18 protein-coding genes are annotated in these 20,320 nt (G+C 69.8%); 9 read left to right on the top strand and 9 right to left on the bottom strand.

All coding sequences use genetic code 11. The features are described 5' to 3' along the window. Positions 1-41 precede the first annotated feature (41 nt). From ACZ5WE_RS30865 to mscL, 4 genes are all read left to right on the top strand, one after another. The gene (locus ACZ5WE_RS30865) at positions 42-407 is read left to right on the top strand and encodes an FmdB family zinc ribbon protein (RefSeq protein WP_467689527.1); all 366 of its coding nucleotides are present in this window, start codon (positions 42-44) and stop codon (positions 405-407) included. A gap of 272 nt (positions 408-679) precedes the next feature. Next, the gene (locus ACZ5WE_RS30860) at positions 680-1,531 is read left to right on the top strand and encodes an S-methyl-5'-thioadenosine phosphorylase (protein ID WP_467689529.1); all 852 of its coding nucleotides are present in this window, start codon (positions 680-682) and stop codon (positions 1,529-1,531) included. 190 nt (positions 1,532-1,721) lie between these two features. After that, entirely contained in the window at positions 1,722-2,276 is a 555-nt protein-coding gene (locus tag ACZ5WE_RS30855; RefSeq protein ID WP_467689531.1) for a hypothetical protein, read from the top strand. Positions 2,277-2,414: 138 nt separating this feature from the next. Continuing rightward, a complete protein-coding gene (mscL, locus tag ACZ5WE_RS30850; protein WP_467689533.1) occupies positions 2,415-2,891 on the top strand; it encodes a large conductance mechanosensitive channel protein MscL in 477 nt (158 codons plus the stop codon). Positions 2,892-2,898: 7 nt separating this feature from the next. Here mscL and ACZ5WE_RS30845 read toward each other — a convergent pair whose 3' ends face one another. From ACZ5WE_RS30845 to ACZ5WE_RS30830, 4 genes are all read right to left on the bottom strand, one after another. After that, the gene (locus ACZ5WE_RS30845; protein WP_160505567.1) at positions 2,899-3,126 is read right to left on the bottom strand and encodes a hypothetical protein; all 228 of its coding nucleotides are present in this window, start codon (positions 3,124-3,126) and stop codon (positions 2,899-2,901) included. A 37-nt stretch (positions 3,127-3,163) separates the two neighbouring features. Further along, on the bottom strand, positions 3,164-3,946 hold the full coding sequence (pflA, locus tag ACZ5WE_RS30840; protein WP_467689535.1) for a pyruvate formate-lyase-activating protein: 783 nt from the start codon (positions 3,944-3,946) through the stop codon (positions 3,164-3,166). A 27-nt stretch (positions 3,947-3,973) separates the two neighbouring features. Beyond that, the gene (pflB, locus tag ACZ5WE_RS30835; protein ID WP_467689536.1) at positions 3,974-6,244 is read right to left on the bottom strand and encodes a formate C-acetyltransferase; all 2,271 of its coding nucleotides are present in this window, start codon (positions 6,242-6,244) and stop codon (positions 3,974-3,976) included. Between the two features lie 264 nt (positions 6,245-6,508). After that, a complete protein-coding gene (locus ACZ5WE_RS30830) occupies positions 6,509-7,954 on the bottom strand; it encodes a NarK family nitrate/nitrite MFS transporter (protein WP_467689537.1) in 1,446 nt (481 codons plus the stop codon). Positions 7,955-8,129: 175 nt separating this feature from the next. Between ACZ5WE_RS30830 and ACZ5WE_RS30825 the strand changes: the two genes are divergently transcribed. From ACZ5WE_RS30825 to ACZ5WE_RS30810, 4 genes are all read left to right on the top strand, one after another. Next, positions 8,130-9,359: a low temperature requirement protein A gene (locus tag ACZ5WE_RS30825; protein WP_467689538.1), complete on the top strand. Its 1,230-nt coding sequence runs from the start codon at positions 8,130-8,132 to the stop codon at positions 9,357-9,359. Positions 9,360-9,372: 13 nt separating this feature from the next. After that, on the top strand, positions 9,373-10,407 hold the full coding sequence (locus ACZ5WE_RS30820; protein ID WP_467689540.1) for a P1 family peptidase: 1,035 nt from the start codon (positions 9,373-9,375) through the stop codon (positions 10,405-10,407). 197 nt (positions 10,408-10,604) lie between these two features. Next, positions 10,605-11,840: a L,D-transpeptidase gene (locus ACZ5WE_RS30815; protein WP_467689542.1), complete on the top strand. Its 1,236-nt coding sequence runs from the start codon at positions 10,605-10,607 to the stop codon at positions 11,838-11,840. A 203-nt stretch (positions 11,841-12,043) separates the two neighbouring features. After that, positions 12,044-12,835 carry a DUF6227 family protein gene (locus tag ACZ5WE_RS30810; protein WP_467689544.1) on the top strand — a complete coding sequence of 264 codons (792 nt, stop codon included), beginning with the start codon at positions 12,044-12,046 and terminating at the stop codon, positions 12,833-12,835. A gap of 65 nt (positions 12,836-12,900) precedes the next feature. Here ACZ5WE_RS30810 and ACZ5WE_RS30805 read toward each other — a convergent pair whose 3' ends face one another. From ACZ5WE_RS30805 to ACZ5WE_RS30785, 5 genes are all read right to left on the bottom strand, one after another. Next, positions 12,901-13,155, bottom strand: coding sequence for a hypothetical protein (locus tag ACZ5WE_RS30805; protein WP_467689546.1), 255 nt, complete (start codon positions 13,153-13,155; stop codon positions 12,901-12,903). 127 nt (positions 13,156-13,282) lie between these two features. After that, a complete protein-coding gene (locus ACZ5WE_RS30800) occupies positions 13,283-15,325 on the bottom strand; it encodes a PTS fructose transporter subunit IIABC (RefSeq protein WP_467689548.1) in 2,043 nt (680 codons plus the stop codon). A gap of 76 nt (positions 15,326-15,401) precedes the next feature. Beyond that, positions 15,402-16,349: a 1-phosphofructokinase gene (gene pfkB, locus ACZ5WE_RS30795; RefSeq protein ID WP_467689818.1), complete on the bottom strand. Its 948-nt coding sequence runs from the start codon at positions 16,347-16,349 to the stop codon at positions 15,402-15,404. A gap of 71 nt (positions 16,350-16,420) precedes the next feature. Further along, positions 16,421-17,182 carry a DeoR/GlpR family DNA-binding transcription regulator gene (locus tag ACZ5WE_RS30790; protein ID WP_467689550.1) on the bottom strand — a complete coding sequence of 254 codons (762 nt, stop codon included), beginning with the start codon at positions 17,180-17,182 and terminating at the stop codon, positions 16,421-16,423. A 1,004-nt stretch (positions 17,183-18,186) separates the two neighbouring features. Further along, the gene (locus ACZ5WE_RS30785) at positions 18,187-18,855 is read right to left on the bottom strand and encodes a TetR/AcrR family transcriptional regulator (RefSeq protein ID WP_467689552.1); all 669 of its coding nucleotides are present in this window, start codon (positions 18,853-18,855) and stop codon (positions 18,187-18,189) included. A gap of 146 nt (positions 18,856-19,001) precedes the next feature. Between ACZ5WE_RS30785 and ACZ5WE_RS30780 the strand changes: the two genes are divergently transcribed. After that, positions 19,002-20,279 carry an extracellular solute-binding protein gene (locus ACZ5WE_RS30780; protein ID WP_467689554.1) on the top strand — a complete coding sequence of 426 codons (1,278 nt, stop codon included), beginning with the start codon at positions 19,002-19,004 and terminating at the stop codon, positions 20,277-20,279. Positions 20,280-20,320 lie beyond the last annotated feature (41 nt).

Below are 20,320 nucleotides of genomic sequence, written 5' to 3'. Positions count from 1 at the left end.
GTCGTTAGCACTCATCGAGTGAGAGTGCCAGGAGGAAGCAAGTGCCGACGTACCAGTACCAGTGCACCGAATGCGGCGAGGGCCTCGAGGCGGTGCAGAAGTTCACCGATGACGCCTTGACCGTGTGCCCCGGCTGCGACGGACGCCTCAAGAAGGTGTTCTCGGCCGTCGGCATCGTCTTCAAGGGCTCCGGCTTCTACCGCAACGACAGCCGCGGCTCGTCGTCGAGCAGCACGCCGTCGACGGCGAACGCGTCGAAGTCCTCGGACTCCAAGGACTCGAAGTCGTCGGACTCCAAGTCCGCCGCGAGTGCTTCGTCGTCCTCCTCGGGCTCGTCATCGGACTCGAAGTCGTCCGGCTCCTCCTCGGGGTCGTCGACCAGCTCTTCGAGCTCGTCGGCCGCCTAGTCCTGGGCGGACCGCCGGGCGCGCGTCTTCCCTCCAGTTCCTTCCAGGTCCCCGCTGTCCTTTGACAGCGGGGACCTCGGCGTTTTCGGGCCTCCGACAGCGGGGACCTCGGCGTTTTCGGGCCTCCGACTGCGGGGTCCTGGGCGTTTTCAGGCCCTCCGACTGCGGGGTCCTGGGCGTTTTCAGGCCCTCCGACTGCGGGGACCTCGGCGTTTTCAGGCCCTCCGACTGCGGGGTCCTGGGCGTCACCGGGCCCGGCTACTGTGCTCGGCATGGTGAATACGGCGAACGCGACGCGGGCCGAGATCGGTGTCATCGGCGGCTCCGGCTTCTACTCCTTCCTCGACCACGTGACCGAACTCCAGGTCGACACCCCCTACGGAGCGCCGAGCGACTCGCTCTTCATCGGTGACCTCGCCGGGCGGCGGGTCGCGTTCCTGCCCCGGCACGGCCGCGGCCACCATCTGCCGCCGCATCGCATCAACTACCGCGCCAACCTGTGGGCGTTGCGCTCCGTGGGCGTGCGGCAGGTGCTCGGTCCGTGTGCGGTGGGCGGGCTGCGGCCCGAGTTCGGGCCCGGGACGCTGCTGGTGCCCGATCAGTTCGTGGACCGCACGAAGTCGCGTACGCAGACGTATTTCGACGGGGTGCCGCTGCCGGACGGGAGCATTCCGAACGTCGTGCACGTGTCGCTCGCGGACCCGTACTGCCCCGTCGGGCGCGGGGCCGCGCTGAAGGCGGCCCGCGGGCGGGAGTGGGAGCCGGTGGACGGCGGGACGCTCGTGGTGATCGAAGGGCCGCGGTTCTCGACCCGCGCCGAATCGCTCTGGCACGCGGCGCAGGGCTGGTCGGTGGTGGGCATGACCGGGCATCCCGAGGCCGTGCTCGCCCGTGAAATGGAGCTCTGCTACACGTCATTGACGCTGGTCACAGACCTGGACGCGGGCGCGGAGAGCGGCGAGGGCGTCTCCCACGAAGAGGTGCTGCAGGTGTTCGCGGCGAATGTGGACCGGCTGCGGACGGTGCTGTTCGACGCGGTGGCGGGGCTGCCGGCGGAGGGTGAGCGGGACTGTCTGTGTGCGGGGGCGCTGGGCGGGATGGACCCGGGGTTCCAGCTGCCGTGAGGTGATCTGCGGGGGGCGCTCGGAGCTGGAACTCCCCCTTCGAGTGAGAGAGTTGTCCACAACTCGGGAGTAGTGCACGGGGCTCAGCGGGATTCGGCGCGGGCCTGCATCGTGAGAGCGGAAGGCAAGATCCGCAGCTCTCCCGACTCAGCAGGCTCTCTCGATTTCACAGGCTCTCTCGACTCCGCAGGTGGTGGCCGCCGTGGCACACGTTTCCCCAGACATCTCATCCCCTTCCCCTCCTCCACCGTGCCCCGTGCCGCACTTCTCTCCCGTACGGGTGCGCGGCGGGCGGTGCCGCCTGCGAAGTCTGCTGCGGCACAGACGGCGGGCCATGGCCGCGGGACTCGCGGTGACCGCGGCGGCGCTCGTGGCCGCCGGGCCGCGGGACACCGAACGGGTGCGGCCGCAGGGCCATCCGGCAGCCGCCGCTGCGCCCTCGCGGGAGTCGGAGCGGGGGCGTCGGGCCGCCGCTCCGGTGACGGCGCCGGTGCGGATCGCGGACGCGGAGACGGTGCGCCTGCTGCACCGGGGCGATCGCGTCGATGTCGTCGCGTCCGACGGCTCCGCGTCGCGGGTGGTGGCGGCGGGGGCCAGGGTCGCCGAGGTGCCCGAGCCAGAGGAGGGTGCGGCCGAAAGCACCGCCGAGGCCGGGGCGTTGGTCGTGCTCTCCGTGCCGAGAGCGACGGCGGCGCGGCTCGCGGGAGCCGGTGCGAGCATGCGTCTGGCGGTGACGCTGTGCTGATTCACGATGTGTGCGACTGCACCGACTTCCTGTCAAGTAGCTCATTCGAGCTACCCAATTGGACAGTCCTGCCAGGCCCTGACGTAGTTTGCGAAGCTGTCTGTTTCACGAACTGCATTTGCAACGAAAGGCCTCGTGGTGAGCGAGAAGAACGAACCGGGTCTCTGGGACGGCTTCAAGGCCTTCCTGATGCGCGGCAATGTCGTCGACCTGGCGGTCGCGGTGGTCATCGGCGCCGCGTTCACGAACATCGTGAACTCCGTGGTGCAGGGTGTCATCAACCCGCTGGTCGGTGCCTTCGGTACGAAGGATCTCGATCACTACAGCTCGTGCCTGAAGGACCCGTGCAACATGAAGGCGGACGGGACGGTGGAGAGCGGCATCCCGATCATGTGGGGTTCCGTGCTCAGCGCGACCCTCAGTTTCGTGATCACCGCGGCCGTCGTCTACTTCCTGATGGTGCTGCCCATGGCCAAGTACCTGGCGAGGCAGGCCGCGCGGAAGGCCGAGAAGGAGGGCACGCAGGAGGTCATGGAGATCTCGGAGCTGGAGGTCCTCAAGGAGATCCGCGACGCCTTGGTGGCGCAGCGCGGCTCTGGGCACGACGAGCGCTAGCGCGGACTCAGAAGTGGTGGGGCGGCTTCTCGTCGAGGAAGCGCGCCAGGTCGGCGGCGCTGTCGCCGCCGACCGGAGGCCGCTCACCCCACCCGCGGTCCGTGTCGTCCGAAGACTGCTGCGACAGGGGGTCGTCGAAAACCAGGGCGCTCTTCGGCTTCTTCGGCGCCTCGGAGCCCTTCGGGGTCTCCGATTCCTTCGGATCTCGCGGTTCGGGGGCGGGGGCGGTGCTCATATGTCCAGGGTACGTCCGTGGGGCCTCGCTGCGGCGGTCAGACAGCCGTGAGCCCCTGAGCTGCGAAGATCTCCTTGGCGACGGCCACCTGCGCGGGAGTGGGCGAGGGGGTGGCGCGCAGGGTGAAGTCCTTGCCGAGGGCGGCCCACTTCGCCTCGCCCAGCTTGTGGAAGGGCAGCACGTCGACGCGCGAGACGTTGCCGAGCGAGGCGGCGAAGCGGGCGACGCCCTCGATGTTCTGAGGGTCGTCGGTGAGGCCGGGGACCAGGACGAAGCGCACCCAGACGTCCTTGCCGAGGCCGGCGAGGCGGCGGGCGAAGTCGAGGGTGGGCCGCAGCGGGCGTCCGGTGACCTTCTTGTACGTCTCGCGGTCCCAGGACTTGATGTCGAGGAGCACGAGGTCGACGTCCCGGAGCAGGGCGTCGGTGGCGCGCACGCCGAGGAAGCCCGAGGTGTCGAGGGCGGTGTGCAGGCCCAGTTCGTGCTTGAGGCGGTGCAGCAGTTCGCCGGTGAAGACGGGCTGCAGGAGGGGTTCGCCGCCGCTGACAGTGGCTCCGCCTCCCGCCGCCGAGATGAACTTGGTGTACTTGGCGACCTCCGTGATCACGTCGTCGGCGGTGGTCCGTTTGCCGTCCCGCATCCGCCAGGTGTCGGGGTTGTGGCAGTACAGACAGGTCAGCGGGCACCCGGAGAGGAACGTGACGAAGCGCGTTCCGGGGCCGTCGACTCCGGTGGACAGGTCCCAGGAGTGCAGGGATCCGGTGGCGGGTCGCCGGGTGACCGCGGCCGCCGGGGTCGCCGTGTCGAGCAGGACAGCCATGGCAGAACTCCCGAACTGCTGGTGGGCTCAGAGGGAGCCGTGGAAGGTGCGGTTGATGACGTCGAGCTGCTGGTCGCGGGTGAGCCGGATGAAGTTGACCGCGTAGCCGGAGACCCGGATGGTCAGCTGGGGGTAGTTCTCCGGGTGCTCCATGGCGTCCTGAAGGGTCGCCTTGTTCAGCACGTTGACGTTCATGTGGAAGCCGTCGCTGACCATGTAGCCGTCGAGGACTCCGGAGAGGTTCTGGATCCGCTCCCCGGGGGTTCGGCCCAGGGCGTCCGGCGTGATCGTGTTGGTGAGCGAGATGCCGTCCTCGGCGTCGTCGTAGTCGAGCTTGGCGACCGACAGCGCGGAGGCGATGTAGCCGTGCTCGTCACGGCCGTTCATGGGGTTGGCACCGGGGGCGAACGGCTCGCCCGCGCGGCGGCCGTCGGGTGTGTTGCCGGTCTTCTTGCCGTAGACGACGTTCGAGGTGATCGTCAGGACGGACTGGGTGTGCACCGCGTTCCGGTAGGTCGGGTGCTGCCGGATCTTGCCCATGAAGTCCGAGACGATCCGCCGGGCGATGTGGTCGGCCCGCTCGTCGTTGTTGCCGTAGGCGGGGTAGTCGCCCTCGATCTCGTAGTCGACGGCGAGACCCGTCTCGTCGCGGATGACCTTGACCTTGGCGTGCTTGATGGCCGAGAGCGAGTCGGCGGCGACGGACAGGCCCGCGATGCCGCACGCCATCGTGCGCAGGATCTCCTGGTCGTGCAGCGCCATCTCGATGCGCTCGTAGGCGTACTTGTCGTGCATGTAGTGGATGACGTTCAGCGCGTGGACGTACGTCTTGCCGAGCCAGCCGAGCATCGCGTCGTAGCGCTCGACGACGGTGTCGTAGTCCAGGTAGTCGCCCTCGATGGGCTCGAAGCCCTCGACGACGCGCTTTCCGGTCCTCTCGTCGCGGCCGCCGTTGATCGCGTAGAGCAGGGCCTTGGCGACGTTGACGCGGGCCCCGAAGAACTGCATCTGCTTGCCGACGGCCATGGCCGAGACACAGCACGCGATCGCGGTGTCGTCTCCGTACTTGGGGCGCATCAGGTCGTCGGACTCGAACTGGATGGCAGAGGTGTCGATGGCGACCTTGGCGGCGAAGTCCTTGAATCCCCTGGGCAGTTCCCGCGCCCAGAAGACCGTCAGGTTCGGCTCGGGGGCGGGACCCAGGTTGTAGAGGGTCTGCAGGGCACGGAACGTGGTGCGGGAGACGAGCGGGCGGCCGTCCTCACCGATGCCGGCCATCGACCAGGTGACCCAGGTCGGGTCGCCGGAGAAGCCCTCGTTGTACTCGGGGGTGCGCAGGAAGCGGACGATGCGGAGCTTGATGACGAAGTCGTCGATGAACTCCTGGGCCTCGGCCTCGGTGATGCGGCCTGACTCGATGTCGCGCTGGAGGTAGATGTCGAGGAAGTTGTCGATGCGGCCGATCGACATGGCCGCGCCGTTCTGCTCCTTCACGGCCGCCAGGTAGGCGAAGTACAGCCACTGGACGGCCTCGCGGCCGGTGGTGGCGGGGCCCGAGATGTCGTAGCCGTAGGACATCGCCATGGCCTTCAGCTCGCCCAGGGCCTTGATCTGCTCGGAGGTCTCCTCGCGGGCCCGGATGACGTCCTCGGTGGCCCACTCCTCACCCAGCTGGGCCTTGTCGGCCTCCTTCGCGGCGATGAGGCGGTCGACTCCGTAGAGCGCGACGCGGCGGTAGTCGCCGATGATGCGGCCTCGGCCGTAGGCGTCGGGCAGGCCGGTGATGATGCCGGAGGAGCGGCAGGCACGGATCTCGGGCGTGTAGGCGTCGAAGACACCTTCGTTGTGGGTCTTGCGGAGGTGCGTGTAGACGTTCCTGACCTCGGGGTCCGCCTCGTAGCCGTAGGCGTTGAGAGCGCCTTCGACCATCCGCCAGCCGCCGCCCGGCATGATGGCGCGCTTGAGCGGGGCGTCGGTCTGGAGGCCGACGATCAGGTCCGCGTGGTCGGCGGCGGTGCCGTCGACGTAGCCCGGCTTGAAGGCGTCGATGCGGGACGGGGTCTTCACGTCGACGTCGTGGATGCCGCGCTCGATCTCCGCGGGGAACATCGAAAGGAGCTTGTGCCAGACCTGGGTGGTGCGTTCGGTCGCGCCGGCCAGGAAGGAGTCGTCTCCCTCGTACGGGGTGTAGTTCTGCTGCACGAAGTCGCGGACGTCGATGGCGTCCCGCCACAGGCCGCCCTTGAAGCCGTCCCATGCCTCGCCGTGCACTGTCGTTTCCGCGGGAGTGGCAGTCATCGCCGACACCTTCCGAATCGCCTTTTCGCTATGCCTCCATTGCACTCCGGTCTGATCGATCGAGGGCTCCGCAATGGTCCCCACTTCAGGGTCCGAGGTCCTCATCCCCGGCTCCCCCGATCGGACACACCCACCCTGACCTGGTGCTTCTATCGGGACTTTGGACCTAAGTTCACTTGTGAATGCATTCACAAGAATGTGCGGACACACCAGTGGGCCGGGTGCTCCCACACCCGGCCCACTGTGCCGACGCCGCTCAGGACGTCAGCTCGGGGACTCCGCGCCCTTGCGGGCGTAGAACCACCAGCAGACCGCGATACAGCTGACGTAGAAGGCCACGAAGCCCCACATCGCGCTGGTGACCGCGAAGTTGGCGAACATCGCCGGGATGAAGAAGAAGCCGTAGGCCGCGATGGCGGAGGTGAAGCCGGTGACGGCGCCCGCTTCCATCTCCGACTGCTTCAGCGCCTTCGTGTAGGCGGGGGTGCCCTCCGTCAGGCCCTTCAGGTGCTGGCCGCGGAAGATCACCGGGATCTGGCGGAACGTCGAGCCGTTGCCGATGCCCGAGAAGAAGAACGCGCACAGGAAGCAGGCGAAGAAGCCCCAGAAGTTGCCGTTGTCGCCGCCCGAGGGAAGGAAGTTGATGACACCGATGATCGAGATCGCCATGCCGACGAACGAGATGATGGTGACCCGGGCGCCGCCGATCTTGTCGGCGATCCAGCCGCCGGCCCAACGGGCGAGCGCGCCCACGGCCGGGCCCATCCAGGCGTAGGTGGCCGCGGAGTAAGCCGCGTCGATCGGCGTGAACGTGGTCTTGATGAGCATCGGCAGAGCTGCCGCGAAGCCGATGAAGGAACCGAACGTGCCGACGTAGAGCCAGGTCATCAGCCAGTTGTGCTTGCGCTTGAAGATGATCTTCTGCTGGCTGAAGGGGGTCGACGCGACCTTGAGGTCGTTCTGGCCGAACCACGCGACGACGGCCAGGATCACCAGGACGGGCACCCACAGGAACGCGGCGTTCTGCAGCCACACGGGCGTGCCGTCCGCCTTGTGCTGGGCCGAGCCGACCGCGAGGACCGAGCTGGTGATGACGATCGGGGTGACCAGCTGGACTACGGAGACACCGAGGTTGCCGAGGCCGCCGTTGATGCCGGTGGCGTTGCCCTTGTCGCGCTTGGGGAAGAAGAAGCCGATGTTGGCCAGGGACGAGGCGAAGTTCGCGCCGCCGACACCGCAGAGGGCCGCGATGGCGACCATCACGCCGTACGAGGTGTTCGGGTCCTGCACCGCGATGCCGAGCCAGATGAGCGGGATGACCAGGACGACCGTGGAGAGCGCGGTGAAGCGGCGCTGGCCGATCATCGGGCCCAGGAAGGTGTAGAAGACGCGCGCCGTGCCGCCGGTGATGCCGGGGACGGCCGTCAGCCAGAACAGCTGCGAGGTGGAGAAGCCGAAGCCGACGTCCTTGAGGTTGGTCGCCGTGACCGACCACACCTGCCAGACGACGAACGCGACCAGAAGCGCGGGGACGGCGATCCACAGGTTGCGGGAGGCGACCTTCTTGCCGATGGACTTCCAGAAGAGCTCGTTCTCCGGCTCCCAGTCGGTGATGGTCTTGCCGGGACGGTACTGAGCGGGGTCGTACGTCGTGCCCGCGGGGGCGGTCCGCGCTTCTTGGATGGTGTCTTGGGTGGCAGGCGTTCTCATGTTGGTTCCCAGTTCGCTACGGGTCCCGACCTTGCTCCGGGGCCTGACGTATCCACGGTCCCGCGCGGGGCTCTTCGCCAGCAGAGTCGTAGGGCATCGGCCGTCCAGCCCAAAGACACGAAGGTCAGGGGGCCTTCGGTCCCGTTCGGCGGAAGCCGTCTGCTGTGCTGGCCACATGACGTCCACACCGGCCTCCGGGCCACCCCAGGAACCGGCTCCCACGCCCGCATCCGCCACCCTGCGGCCCTTGCGCGCACGCGGGCGAGAGGAGGCGCATCGGGCCGCGACCCCGCTGGAGCTCTTCTTCGACCTCTGCTTCGTGGTGGCGGTCGCGCAGGGCGGTGTCGAGCTCGTGCACGCCGTGGCCGAGGGGCACGCGGGCGAAGGCGTGCTCAATTACGCGATGGTGTTCTTCGCGCTGTTCTGGGCGTGGGTCAACTTCTCGTGGTTCGCGTCGGCGTACGACAACGACGACGTGCTCTACCGGGTCGTCACACTCGTACAGATCGCCGGTGTGCTCGTGTTCGCCGCCGGGGTCTCCAAGGGGTTCCAGGAGCACGACTTCCTGCTGATCTGGCTCGGTTACCTGATCATGCGGGTCGCGCTCACCACCCAGTGGCTGCGCGTCGCCAAGTCGGCCACGGGCGCCGAGCGCACCACCGCGCTGCGGTACGCGGGAGGTGTGCTGCTCTGTCAGATCGGCTGGTCGGGGCTGCTGTTCCTGCCCGAGGACGCACGCCCGTGGCTGTTCCTCGTGATGGCTGTCGCGGAGATGTGCGTGCCGGTGTTCGCGGAGCGCGCCTACACCACGGCCTGGCATCCGCACCACATCTCCGAGCGGTACGGCCTGTTCACGATCATCGTGCTCGGCGAGACGATCGCGGCGGCGACCGTCGCCGTGAAGTCCGGCATCGAGGAGAACGACGCGCTCGGCGAGCTTCTGCCCATCGCCGCGGGCGGTCTCCTGATGGTCTTCGCCGCGTGGTGGATCTACTTCGTCGTGCCCATCCACGGCCGCCTGAGCAGCAACCGGCAGGCCTTCCTGTGGGGATACGGGCATTACGTCATTCTGGGCGCGGCCGCCGCGATCGGTGCCGGGATCGAGGTAGCCGTCGAGGAGGCCGTCGGCAAGGCGCACATCTCGACGCTCGCCGCGTCCGCGGCCGTGACCGTACCGATGGCTCTGTACCTCCTCACCGTCTGGCTGCTGCACTCCCGTTACTACAAGGTGGGGCTCGCCCAGCAACTCGTGCTGCCGGTCAGTGCGTTGGCGACCCTGGCGAGTACGTTCGCCGGGGGCTGGGCCGTCCTGGTCGCGGGGCTCGTGGCGACGGCCACCGTCGCGACCGGCGTGACGCTCACCAGTCGGATGGTCCGGCTCACGGCACGCAACTCCCCCTCGTGATACGCACGTCGGTATGACCTCCCACTCCCTCACCGACGTATCCGGCCTCCGCGTGGGCCACGCGACGCTCACCGGCGAAGGCCACCTCACCGGTACCACCGTCGTGCTCGCCCCGGCGGGCGGCGCCGTCACGGCCGTGGATGTGCGCGGCGGCGGTCCCGGCACCCGTGAGACCGACGCCCTCGACCCCCGCAATCTGGTGCAGCGCGTCGAGGCCGTCGTACTGACCGGCGGCAGCGCGTACGGCCTGGACTCCGCGACCGGCGTGATGACGTGGCTGGAGGAGCAGGGCCGCGGCGTGCGGGTCGGGCCCGATCCCACCCACGTCGTCCCCGTGGTCCCGGCCGCCTGCGTCTTCGACCTCGGCCGCGGCGGCGATTTCAGGGCCCGCCCCGACGCCACGACGGGCCGCGCCGCGGTGGAGGCCGCCGCGGGCAGCGAGCCGTTCACCCCCGTCGAGGAGGGGAACGTGGGCGCGGGCACCGGCGCCGTGGTCGGCAAGGTCAAGGGCGGTGTCGGCAGCGCTAGCGTCAGGCTGGACTCGGGCATCACGGTCGCGGCGCTGGTCGTGGCGAACGCCGCGGGCTCGGGGGTCGATGCGGGTACGGGCGCGCTGTACGGGCGGTACTTCGAGGGGCGGCGGGTGGCCTACCCCGACCCCGAGGTCCATGAGGAGGCCGCGCGGCGCCTCGCCGAAGCCGCCGCCGGGAACGGGCCTCCCCCGCTGAACACCACCCTCGCCGTGGTCGCCACGGACGCCGAACTCACCAAGGCCCAGGCGCAGAAGCTCGCCGGAACGTCGCACGACGGCATGGCGCGCGCCGTGCGCCCCGTCCATCTCCTCAACGACGGGGACACCGTCTTCGCCCTCGCGACCGGCGATCGTCCGCTGCCGGGGGACGGGCAGAACCCGCTCGCCCTGAACGAGGTCCTCGCGGCGGGCGCGGACATGGTGACGACTGCGATCGTCCGGGCGCTCCTGGCCGCGGAGTCCGTCCGGACGCCGGGCGGCAAGTTCCCCTCGTACCGCGACCTTTACAGCACGTAGCAAAGAGCAAATAGCTTCCAAAGAAAACCCTAAGGGAATTCCCAGAAAGAACAGCTACAAATACCCGCAGACCACCGCCTGTTGGGCCGGCGCCGGGCCATGTCCATGTGCCCGCCCTCACATCAAGCGGACGGAACCTTTCCGCCCGCAGGCCGCTCTTAACTCGTACTGGATCAGAACGCGCACTTCGCACAAAGATGGAGCAGCCCGTGACAACGTCGCACATAGCCAAGCCCCGGCGGCGCACCCTTCTGGCGGCCACCGCGCTCGCCGCCGTGGGTGCGCTCGCCCTCACGGCCTGTGGCGGCGACGCGGACGCCAATGGCGACAGCGACGGCGAGGACGGCAAGACCAAGACGCAGGGCGCCGACATCACCATCTCGGCGAAGGACGGCTCCACCGGCGCCTCCATCAACGCCACCGGCGTCAAGGTCGAGGGCGGCAAGCTGACCGAGGTGAAGATGACCCTGGTCTCCACCGGAGCCGCGGTCGACGGCACCCTCGCCTCCGATGGCACCAGCTGGAAGCCCAAGGCCCAGCTGGAGCGCGGCATGAAGTACAAGATCGAGGCCAACGCCGAGGACGGCAAGGGCAAGGAAGCCACCGAGAACTCCATCTTCACCACCGTCTCGAAGGCCAACAGCTTCATCGGCAGTTACACCCCGGACAGCGGCACGAAGGTCGGCGTCGGGATGCCGGTCTCCTTCAACTTCGACAAGGCGATCACCGAGAAGCAGTCCGTCCAGTCGCACATCAAGGTCACCTCCGACAGCGGCCAGAAGGTCGTGGGCCACTGGTTCGGCAACCAGCGCCTGGACTTCAGGCCCGAGGAGTACTGGAAGGCCGGCTCCAAGGTCACGATGAAGATCGACCTGGAGGGCGTGAAGGGCGCGGACGGCGCCACCGGCGTACAGAACAAGACCGTCACCTTCACCGTCGGCCGCGCGCAGGTCTCCACGGTCGACGTGAAGGCCAAGAAGATGACGGTCGAGCGCGACGGGAAGGTCATCAAGACCATCCCGATCTCCGCGGGCAGCCCGTCGAACCCCACGTACAACGGGAAAATGGTGATCTCGGAGAAGTTCACGCAGACCCGTATGAACGGCGACACGGTCGGGTTCGGCGGTGAATACGACATCAAGGACGTCCCGCACGCGATGCGCCTGTCGTCCTCCGGCACCTTCATCCACGGCAACTACTGGGGCTCGCCCTCGATCTTCGGCAGCGCCAACACCAGCCACGGCTGCGTCGGACTGCAGGACGCGCAGGGAGCGGGCGACTCCAGCACGCCGGGCGCGTGGTTCTACGACAACTCCCTCATCGGGGACGTCGTGACGGTCAAGGGCTCCCCGGACGAGACCATCGCCCCGGACAACGGCCTCAACGGCTGGAACATGTCCTGGAGCGAGTGGACGGCGGGCAGCGCGGGCTGATCGGCAGAGAGCGCGGGCTGATCCGCGGGCAGCGCGGGCTGACTTCGGCCGCCCTTTCCGGCCCTCTCACCAGGCCCAACACCGCGAGCCGCACGGGAACTTGCCGTGCGGCTCGTACGTTTTCCCGTTCCCGGACATGATGTCCGACGCAGGGGCTACGGTATGCACTCACAAGGTGACATGCAGCAACGCCGGGAGAGACCTTGAGCGTTCCGTACGAGTACGAGACGGCGTGCGAGCCACAGTCTGCCGAGCGGAAGTCCGCGCACTCTCCGCAGGAGCATCTGGAGCGGCTTCTTCGCCGCGCGATGAACTCCTTCGACCTGCCGGACGACACGATAGGGCGTCTGGACTCGGCTCTGGCGTACGACAGTTCGCTGCACTCCGCGCACCACAGCGCGGGCCTGCGCCGCGAGACCTACCGGCATACGTGGCTGCTCGCCGACGCCGGTGCGCTCACCCTCTGGGAGCTCGTGCACAACACCGGCCCCGGAAGCCACCGCCAGTACGAGCTGTACGCGGACGAGGAAGAGGCCGGCGTCGCCACCTCGCGCCTGCCGCTCCCGCCCGACACCCCTGCCACCTTCTGCGAGCAGCCCATAGTGCTCCAGCTCCCGGTCGGCGACGAGCCCCGCCACACGTATGTCCCGGACGACTCCGCGGATCACGGCCGCCGGCTGCTGCGCCGCGCGGAGAACGAGGTGAGCGAGGGGCGTCCCGGCGAGGAGCTGGAGCGGTTATTGCGCTCGGCGTTCGCGCACCAGATCACCCAGGCTTTCGGCCGCCCCTGCCTCGCGGGCGAGGCACGCCTCTCCTTCTCGCTCTACGAGCACGCGTTCCTGCTCTTCGACGGCAGCGAGCTCAGCCTCTGGGAGGTCGAGCACACGGTCACACCCGACAAGCGGCACCGCTGCGAGGTGTACGTCACCGAGGAAGCGGCCCGCACGGCGATGGAGCAGCGCGCGAGGAGCATTCCGCAGGAGCGTACGAAGTAGGGGCGCCGTACGGCTTCAGGGCGACCGACGCCTACCGGCGCCCTACGGCTTCAGGGCGTACGGCTTCAGGGGCGACTGTCGCCGAACTGCCGCACCAGGCCTGCGAAGGCGGCCCGCTCCTCCGCCGTCAGGTCGGCCGTCTCCGCGCGCGGCGGGCCCGACTGCGCGGGCAGGGCGCGCAGCGCCTGCGACCGGCGCCAGACCTCCACGTCGACCTGGTCGCGCCGCATCACCCGCACCAGGCCCACGGCCCAGACGACGGTCGCCGCGGCCAGGACGGCCACGCCTGCCTGCTGGAGGATCGAGACATTCGGGAGCATGCCGCACAGTAGACATCACGACCCAGGGCTTACGACAGGGGGTTGTGGGACTTACGTCCTGAAGTGACGCATGTCGCACAACCCCCCTCATTGCGGCCGAATCCCTGCGGGGTCCGGTCGACCGGGTTCAGACAGCCGCAGGCACCCGCTTCTCCGCCACGGCCTCCTCGGCCGTGGCGCCGCTCTCCGAAGGGACCGTCTTCCGGGCGCCCTTGAGCAGAATGACCGCCAGGGTCGATACGCCGACACCGGCCACGATCGCCACCAGGTAGAGCAGCGGCTGCCCGATGAGCGGCACCACGAAGATGCCGCCGTGCGGGGCCCGCAGCGTGCAGCCGAAGGCCATCGACAGGGCGCCGGTGACCGCGCCGCCCGCCATCGACGCGGGAATCACCCGCAGCGGGTCGGCCGCGGCGAACGGGATCGCGCCCTCCGTGATGAAGGAAGCACCCAGGAACCAGGCCGCCTTGCCGTTCTCCCGCTCCGTCTTGGTGAAGAGGCGTCCGCGAATCGTGGTGGCAAGCGCCATGGCGAGCGGCGGGACCATGCCGGCCGCCATCACCGCGGCCATGACCTTGAAGCTGCCCTCGGTGGGGTTGGCGAGACCGCCGACGGCGAAGGCGTACGCGACCTTGTTCAGCGGACCGCCGAGGTCGAAGCACATCATCAGGCCGAGGATGACGCCGAGGATGATGGCGTTGGCGCCGGACAGGCCCTCCAGCCAGTCCGTGAGCGCGCTCTGCAGCGAGGCGATGGGCTTTCCGATGACGAGGAACATCAGGAAGCCGACGATCGCGGACGAGATCAGCGGGATCACGACCACGGGCATGATGCCGCGCAGGACGGCCGGGATCCTCACGCGCTGGATGCCCATGACGACCGCGCCCGCGATCAGGCCCGCCGCGAGGCCGCCCAGGAAGCCCGCGTCGATCGTGACGGCGACGGAGCCGCCGACGAATCCGGGGACGAGTCCTGGCCGGTCGGCCATTCCGTACGCGATGTAGCCCGCGAGGACCGGCACCAGGAAGGCGAAGGCGAGCCCGCCGATCTGGAAGAGGAGCGCGGCCCAGCTGGTGGTGTCCGTCCACACGAAGTGCTCGGCGACGGACGGCGCCTTGTCGATCTTCCAGCCGCCGATGGCGAAGCCGAGTGCGATGAGGAGACCGCCGGCGGCGACGAACGGGACCATGTAACTGACGCCGGACATCAGCCACTTGCGCAGCTTGGTGCCGTAGCCGTCGCCGCTTTCTCCCGCGTCGTCCACGGGGCTCGACCCGGCCCCCGAGGAGACCTCGCCGCGGGCCGCCTTCTCCTGGGCCTCCGCGATGAGTTCCGCGGGGCGGTTGATGCCTGCCTTGACGCCTACGTCGACCGTGGGTTTCCCGGCGAAGCGGTTCTTGTCCCGTACGGGGACGTCGTGGGCGAAGATGACCGCGTCCGCGGCGGCTATGACCGCCGGGGCGAGGCGGGTGAATCCCGCTGACCCCTGGGTCTCCACCGTCAGCTCTACGCCTGCCTCGCGGGCGGCGTTCTCGAGGGACTCGGCTGCCATGTAGGTGTGGGCGATGCCCGTCGGGCAGGACGTGACCGCCACGATGCGGAACGGCTCCGCCGGGGCTGGGTCGTCTTCCGGCTGCGGGTCTGTGGGCTCTTCCGCCGCGCTGCGCGCGGCTCTTTCACCACCCGCCCGCCTGTTCTCGGCGGCTGGTTCCGTGTCCGGGCGCGCGTCGCCCGTGATCAGCGCCGCTGCCGCCTCCGCGTCATCCGCCGCCCGCAGCGCGGTCGTGAACTCCTCGTCCATCAACTGCCGTGCCAGCGAGGAGAGGATGGTCAGGTGGGCGTCGTCCGCACCGGCGGGGGCGGCGATCAGGAAGATCAGGTCGGCGGGCCCGTCCGGCGCCCCGAAGTCGATGCCGTCGGCCGAGCGGCCGAAGGCCAGGGTCGGCTCGGTGACGTGGGCGCTGCGGCAGTGCGGGATCCCGATGCCGCCGTCGAGGCCGGTCGGCATCTGCGCCTCGCGGGCCGCCACGTCGGCCAGGAAACCGTCGAGGTCGGTCACCCGGCCCAGGGCCACCATGCGCTCGGCGAGGGCACGGGCCGCCGCTTCCTTGGTTCCGGCGGACCGGTCGATTTCGAGGTCGACCAGTTCCGCGGTGATCATCTCGCTCATCGCGGGCTCCTTCGCACGCGTATCGCCCGGAGGGCGGGGGTGGGGACGGGGGTGGAGAAGGGATGTGGGGTGGGGGTCATGGCGCGGGCTCCGTCAGTACGCGGTCCAGGGGGATCTCCGCCGTGACCGTGACCGCGTCGGGCGCGAGGTCCGAGGGGGTCGGCATCGCGCTGCCGGGGAGCTGGACCGCCGCCGCGCCGTGCGCCACGGCCGAGGCGAGGGCGGGGGCTCCGGCGCCGCCCGCGATGAGGAAACCGGCCAGGGAGGAGTCACCGGCGCCGACGTTGCTGCGTACGGCTTCGACTGGGGCGCTGCCGAAGTACGTCCCCGAGTCGTCCACCAGGAGCTGGCCGTCCGCGCCGAGGCTCGCGAGCACGGCGCGCGCGCCCAACTGCCGCAGCTCTTCGGCCGCCTTGACCGCGTCGCCGACCGTCGCCAGGGGGCGGCCCACCGCTTCGGCGAGCTCCTCCGCGTTCGGCTTGACGACGTCGGGGCGCTCGGCGAGGGCGGCGAGCAGGGCAGGGCCCGAGGTGTCGAGGGCGATGCGGGCACCCGCGGCGTGCGCGCGGGCCACCAGGTCGGCGTACCAGGAAGGGGCGAGCCCACGGGGCAGGCTGCCGCAGCAGGCGATCCAGTCGGCGCCTGTGGACCGCTCCCGTACGGCGGAGAGCAACAACTCGGCTTCCGCCCGCGTCAGTTCGGGCCCGGCCGCGTTGATTTTGGTGAGGGTGCCGTCCGGTTCGGCCACCGCGATGTTGGAGCGGGTCTGGCCCGCGACCGGTACCGGTGCGACCTCGATGCCCTGCTCGTCGAGGAGCTGGGCGACGAGCGCGCCGGGTGCGCCGCCGAGCGGCAGGACGGCGAGCGTCGCCGCGCCCGCCGCCGCGACCGCCCTCGACACGTTGACTCCCTTGCCGCCCGGGTCCATGCGGTCACCGGTGGCCCGGATGACCTCGCCGCGGTCCAGCGAGGGGACCTCGTAGGTGCGGTCGAGGGAGGGGTTGGGGGTGACGGTGAGGATCATGCGGGTACGTGCCGTTTCGTTGCCGAGCTGCGTGTTGCCACTGTTCGCGTGCGGGTCTGTGCCGGTTTCGCTCATGCCCGGATCACCTCCGTGCCGCCGGACTCGATCGCCGCGGCGTCTGCGGGGCTGAGCCCGGTGTCGGTGATCAGCAGATCCACGTCGTCGAGACCGCCGAAGCGCGCGAAGTGCTCCTGGCCGTGCTTGGTGGAGTCGGCGAGGAGCACCACGCGGCGGGCCGCGCCGATGGCCGCGCGTTTGACCGCGGCTTCGGCGAGGTCGGGGGTGGTGAGCCCGGCTTGCGCGGAGAAGCCGTTCGCCGCGACGAAGAGGACGTCGGCGCGGATCTCTCCGTACGCCCGCAGCGCCCACGCGTCGACAGCGGCGCGCGTACGGCTGCGGACACGGCCCCCGATGAGGTGGAGCTGGATGCCGGGGTGGTCGGCGAGGCGGGCGGCGGTGGGGAGGCCGTGCGTGACGACGGTGAACGTCGCTTCCAGCGGGAGGGAGGCGGCGAGGCGGGCGACGGTCGACCCGGCGTCGAGGATGACGCTCCCTTCCGCCGGGAGTTCGGCGAGGGCGGCGCGTGCGATGCGGTCCTTCTCGTCGGCGGACGTGCCTTCCCGCTCCGCGAGGTCGGGCTCGAAGTCGAGGCGCCCTGCCGGTATGGCACCGCCGTGCACGCGGCGTACCAGGCCTGCGCGGTCGAGGGCCTTCAGGTCACGCCGGATGGTCTCGGCGGTGACCTTGAACTCCTCGGCCAGCGACAGCACGTCGACCCGGCCGCCGTCGCGTGCGAGCCGCAGGATCTCCTGCTGCCGCTCCGGTGCGTACATGTCTGCTTGCCTCCGCCTGATGCCCGAACCTGTGGTTTCTCTCGCAGAGTACGGGTTGCTTCGGCGCAAAGTAAACAGGCCCGGGCCTGATCCGGACACAAACGGACTTCCGTCCTGGCCCTGGCGGGCCCAAGGCCTCTCCCATTCCCCCGCATCCGCCTCTGACCGAACAGGCCTCTCCCACTCCCCCGCATCCACCTCTGACCGAACAGGCCTCTCCCACCCACCCGCATCCACCTCTGACCGAACAGGCCTCTCCCACCCACCCGCATCCACCTCTGACCGAACAGGCCTCTCCCACCCACCCGCCCGATCACCCCGCAGCGGATTCCCGACCGAACAAGCCTTTCCCGCCCACCCACCCGATTGCCCTGTGGGGGCAGTGGTCCGCGTGGCGGGCGAGTGGGGGGCAGAGATCCGGCTGGCGGGTAGGAGGGGGGCGGTGGTCCGCGTGGCGGGTGGGGGGCGCGGCGGGGTTTCAGCGGGGTGGGTACAGCCGTGGGGGTGGGCGGGATCTGGTTCGCATGCACCCGCAGGCGGCGACGCTCGCGAGGGGACGTGCCGGTATGTCTGCCCGGAGCACGGTTCGCGGCACTCCAGCGCCGAAGCAACCCAGCGGCCACCGGACGACAGCGAGGACGGACATACCGGCACGGCCCCGCTCCCAGCCGGACCAGCACCGCAGCAACACACGACGCCCCGCAGACGGCAGCGCACGCAAGGGGACGTGCCGGTATGTCTGCCCGGAGCACGGCTCCCAGCACTCCAGAGCCGAAGCAACCCAGCGGCCACCGGACGACAGCGAGGACGGACATACCGGCACGGCCCCGCACCCACACACGCAGCAACCCCGCAGCACACACCCACCCGCGGGCGGCATCTGCCCGGAGCACGGCTCCCGGCGCTCCGGAACCCAAGCACCCAAGCACCCAAGCACCCACCGGACGACAGTGAGGACGGACATACCGGCACGGCCCCGCACCCACACACGAACCAGCCCCGCTCTACGGCCAGCTAAAGTCGTCCAGCGCTTGGATGCAGTGGTCGGCCAAGGCCGCAGGCCCACCCGGACCCCCGGCCGGATCGTCGCCGGAGGCCCACGTTTCCACCGCCACCCGCACCGCCGCGCTCGCCACAGCCGCCGTGAGCCGCAGTTCCAGCGAGGGCGTCCCCGCCTCGTGGCCCTCCCGTTCCGCCAGGACGGCGATCAGCGTCTGCTCAGAAGCGTGGCAGGCGCCCGACCACACCGCCCGCAGAGCCGCACTCTCCCCCGCCATCCGCAGCAGCGCCCGCACCCACTCCAGCGCCTCCGCGTCCCCCGCGGCCAACCCCGGCGCCGCGTCACTGTCAGGGACCAGCGCCCTCGCCGCCGCGTGCCGCAGCGCATCCCGTACCGAGAGGTCCGCGGGAGCTTCCCGCACCGCGTCCGCCCACTGCTGCGCGCCCGCGGCGAACAGCGGGGCCACGGCTTCCTCCTTCGTCGCGAAGTAGCGGTAGAAGGTGCGCGGCGCGACGCCCGCCGCACGGGCGACGTCCTCGGCACGCGTGGCCCGCAGCCCGTTCTCGACGAACAGCGCGGCCGCGGTACGGGCGATGTCCAGGCGCGTCTCCGCCTTCCGGCGCTCGGTGAGCGAGATCGGCGATGCAGGCGAGGTCAGCGAACTTGCGGGCATGCCAGGCAGGTTATGCCAGCCGCCGGACAGGGATGGCCTCACACAGACACTCCATGCCTGTGTGACAGAATCTGCCACCCGTGGCGGTTACTGATGTGCACACCGCCCGTACGTGCAACAAGTCTTGAGAAGGTGGGCAAAGCCCGGTGCGTCGTCGTCGACAGTTCCTGACCAACTCCGCCGGCCTCGGCCTCAGCCTCAGCCTCGGCCTCGGCCTCGGCGCAGGCCTCGGCCTCAGCGCCTGCTCATCCGGCAGCGACATCACCACGCTCAAAGTCCTCGTCGCCAGTTACGACAAGAGCGTCGGCTCCTCCATCGGCGACCAGTGGGGCGGCCTCGTCACCGCCTTCGAGAAGGCGCACCCCACCGTCAGAATCGCCCTGGAACGCGTCCCCTTCGACAAGCTGGACCGGACACTCGCCCGCCGAGTGAAGGACGGCAACGCCCCCGACATCGCCCAGTCGAACGTCTTCGCCCCCTACGCCGAGGACGACCAGCTCTACGGCTCCTCCGAGCTCTTCGACATCCGCACCGAGGCCGACTTCACCCGCTCGTACGCCGAGGCGGGCTCGGTCAAGCACATCCAGTACGGCATCCCGTTCCTCGCCAGCACTCCGCGCCTCTTCTACAACAAGGCCCTCTTCAAGCAGGCCGGCATCACCGGCGCCCCCACCTCCTGGGACGAGCTGCGATCGGCGGCCCAGGCACTGAAGAGGGTCGGCGTGAAGACGCCGTACGGGCTGCAGTTGGGCCCCGAGGCCGCCGAGGACGAGACCCTGTCCTGGCTGCTCTCGGACGAGGGCGGCTACGCGGGCCTGGCGGGCTACGACTTCAACACCGCGAACAACGTCCGGACGCTGACCTGGCTGCGGGACGAACTCGTGACCAAGGGGCTCGCGGGCGCGGACCCGGCGGGGCTCAACAGGACTGCCGCGTACGAGCAGTTCATGCGCGGCCACATCGGAATGCTGATCGCGCACCCGGTGCTCATGGGCGCCGCCGACAAGGTCAAGTTCCCTTACGCGCATGCCGCGTTCCCGACCCGGCGGGGCGGGGCGGCGGCGCCGGTGGGGCTGAGCGACTGGCTGATGGCGTTCAAGCAGAACGGCCACGGCGACGCGTGCGGCACGTTCCTCAGCTATCTCTACGGCCGCAAGTCGGCGAAGGCGTACGGCGGCGGCCAGGCCGCACTCCCGGTGACCAGCTCCGCGTCGGACGCGCTGCGCGCGGACGCGGCCCAGCGTCCGCTGTGGAGGTTCATCGACCAGATGCCGCAGGCGCAGTTCCAGCCGGTGAACCTGCGCTCGTGGCCGACGGTCCGTGCGGCCATCCGCAGGGAGATCGGGGCCGCCGTCACCAAGGGCGGCAACCCCGGTGCCGTACTCGAATCCCTGGACACGACGGCGGCCCGGGCAGAGCTCTAGGCTCCACCCGGGCCGCGCCCGCCCCGCCGCGCCCGTCCCCT

It is taken from the genome of Streptomyces sp. NPDC033180 (assembly GCF_055577645.1).
Note: the sequence above shows the minus strand (reverse complement) of the source record. Positions and strands in the feature narration are given on the sequence as shown.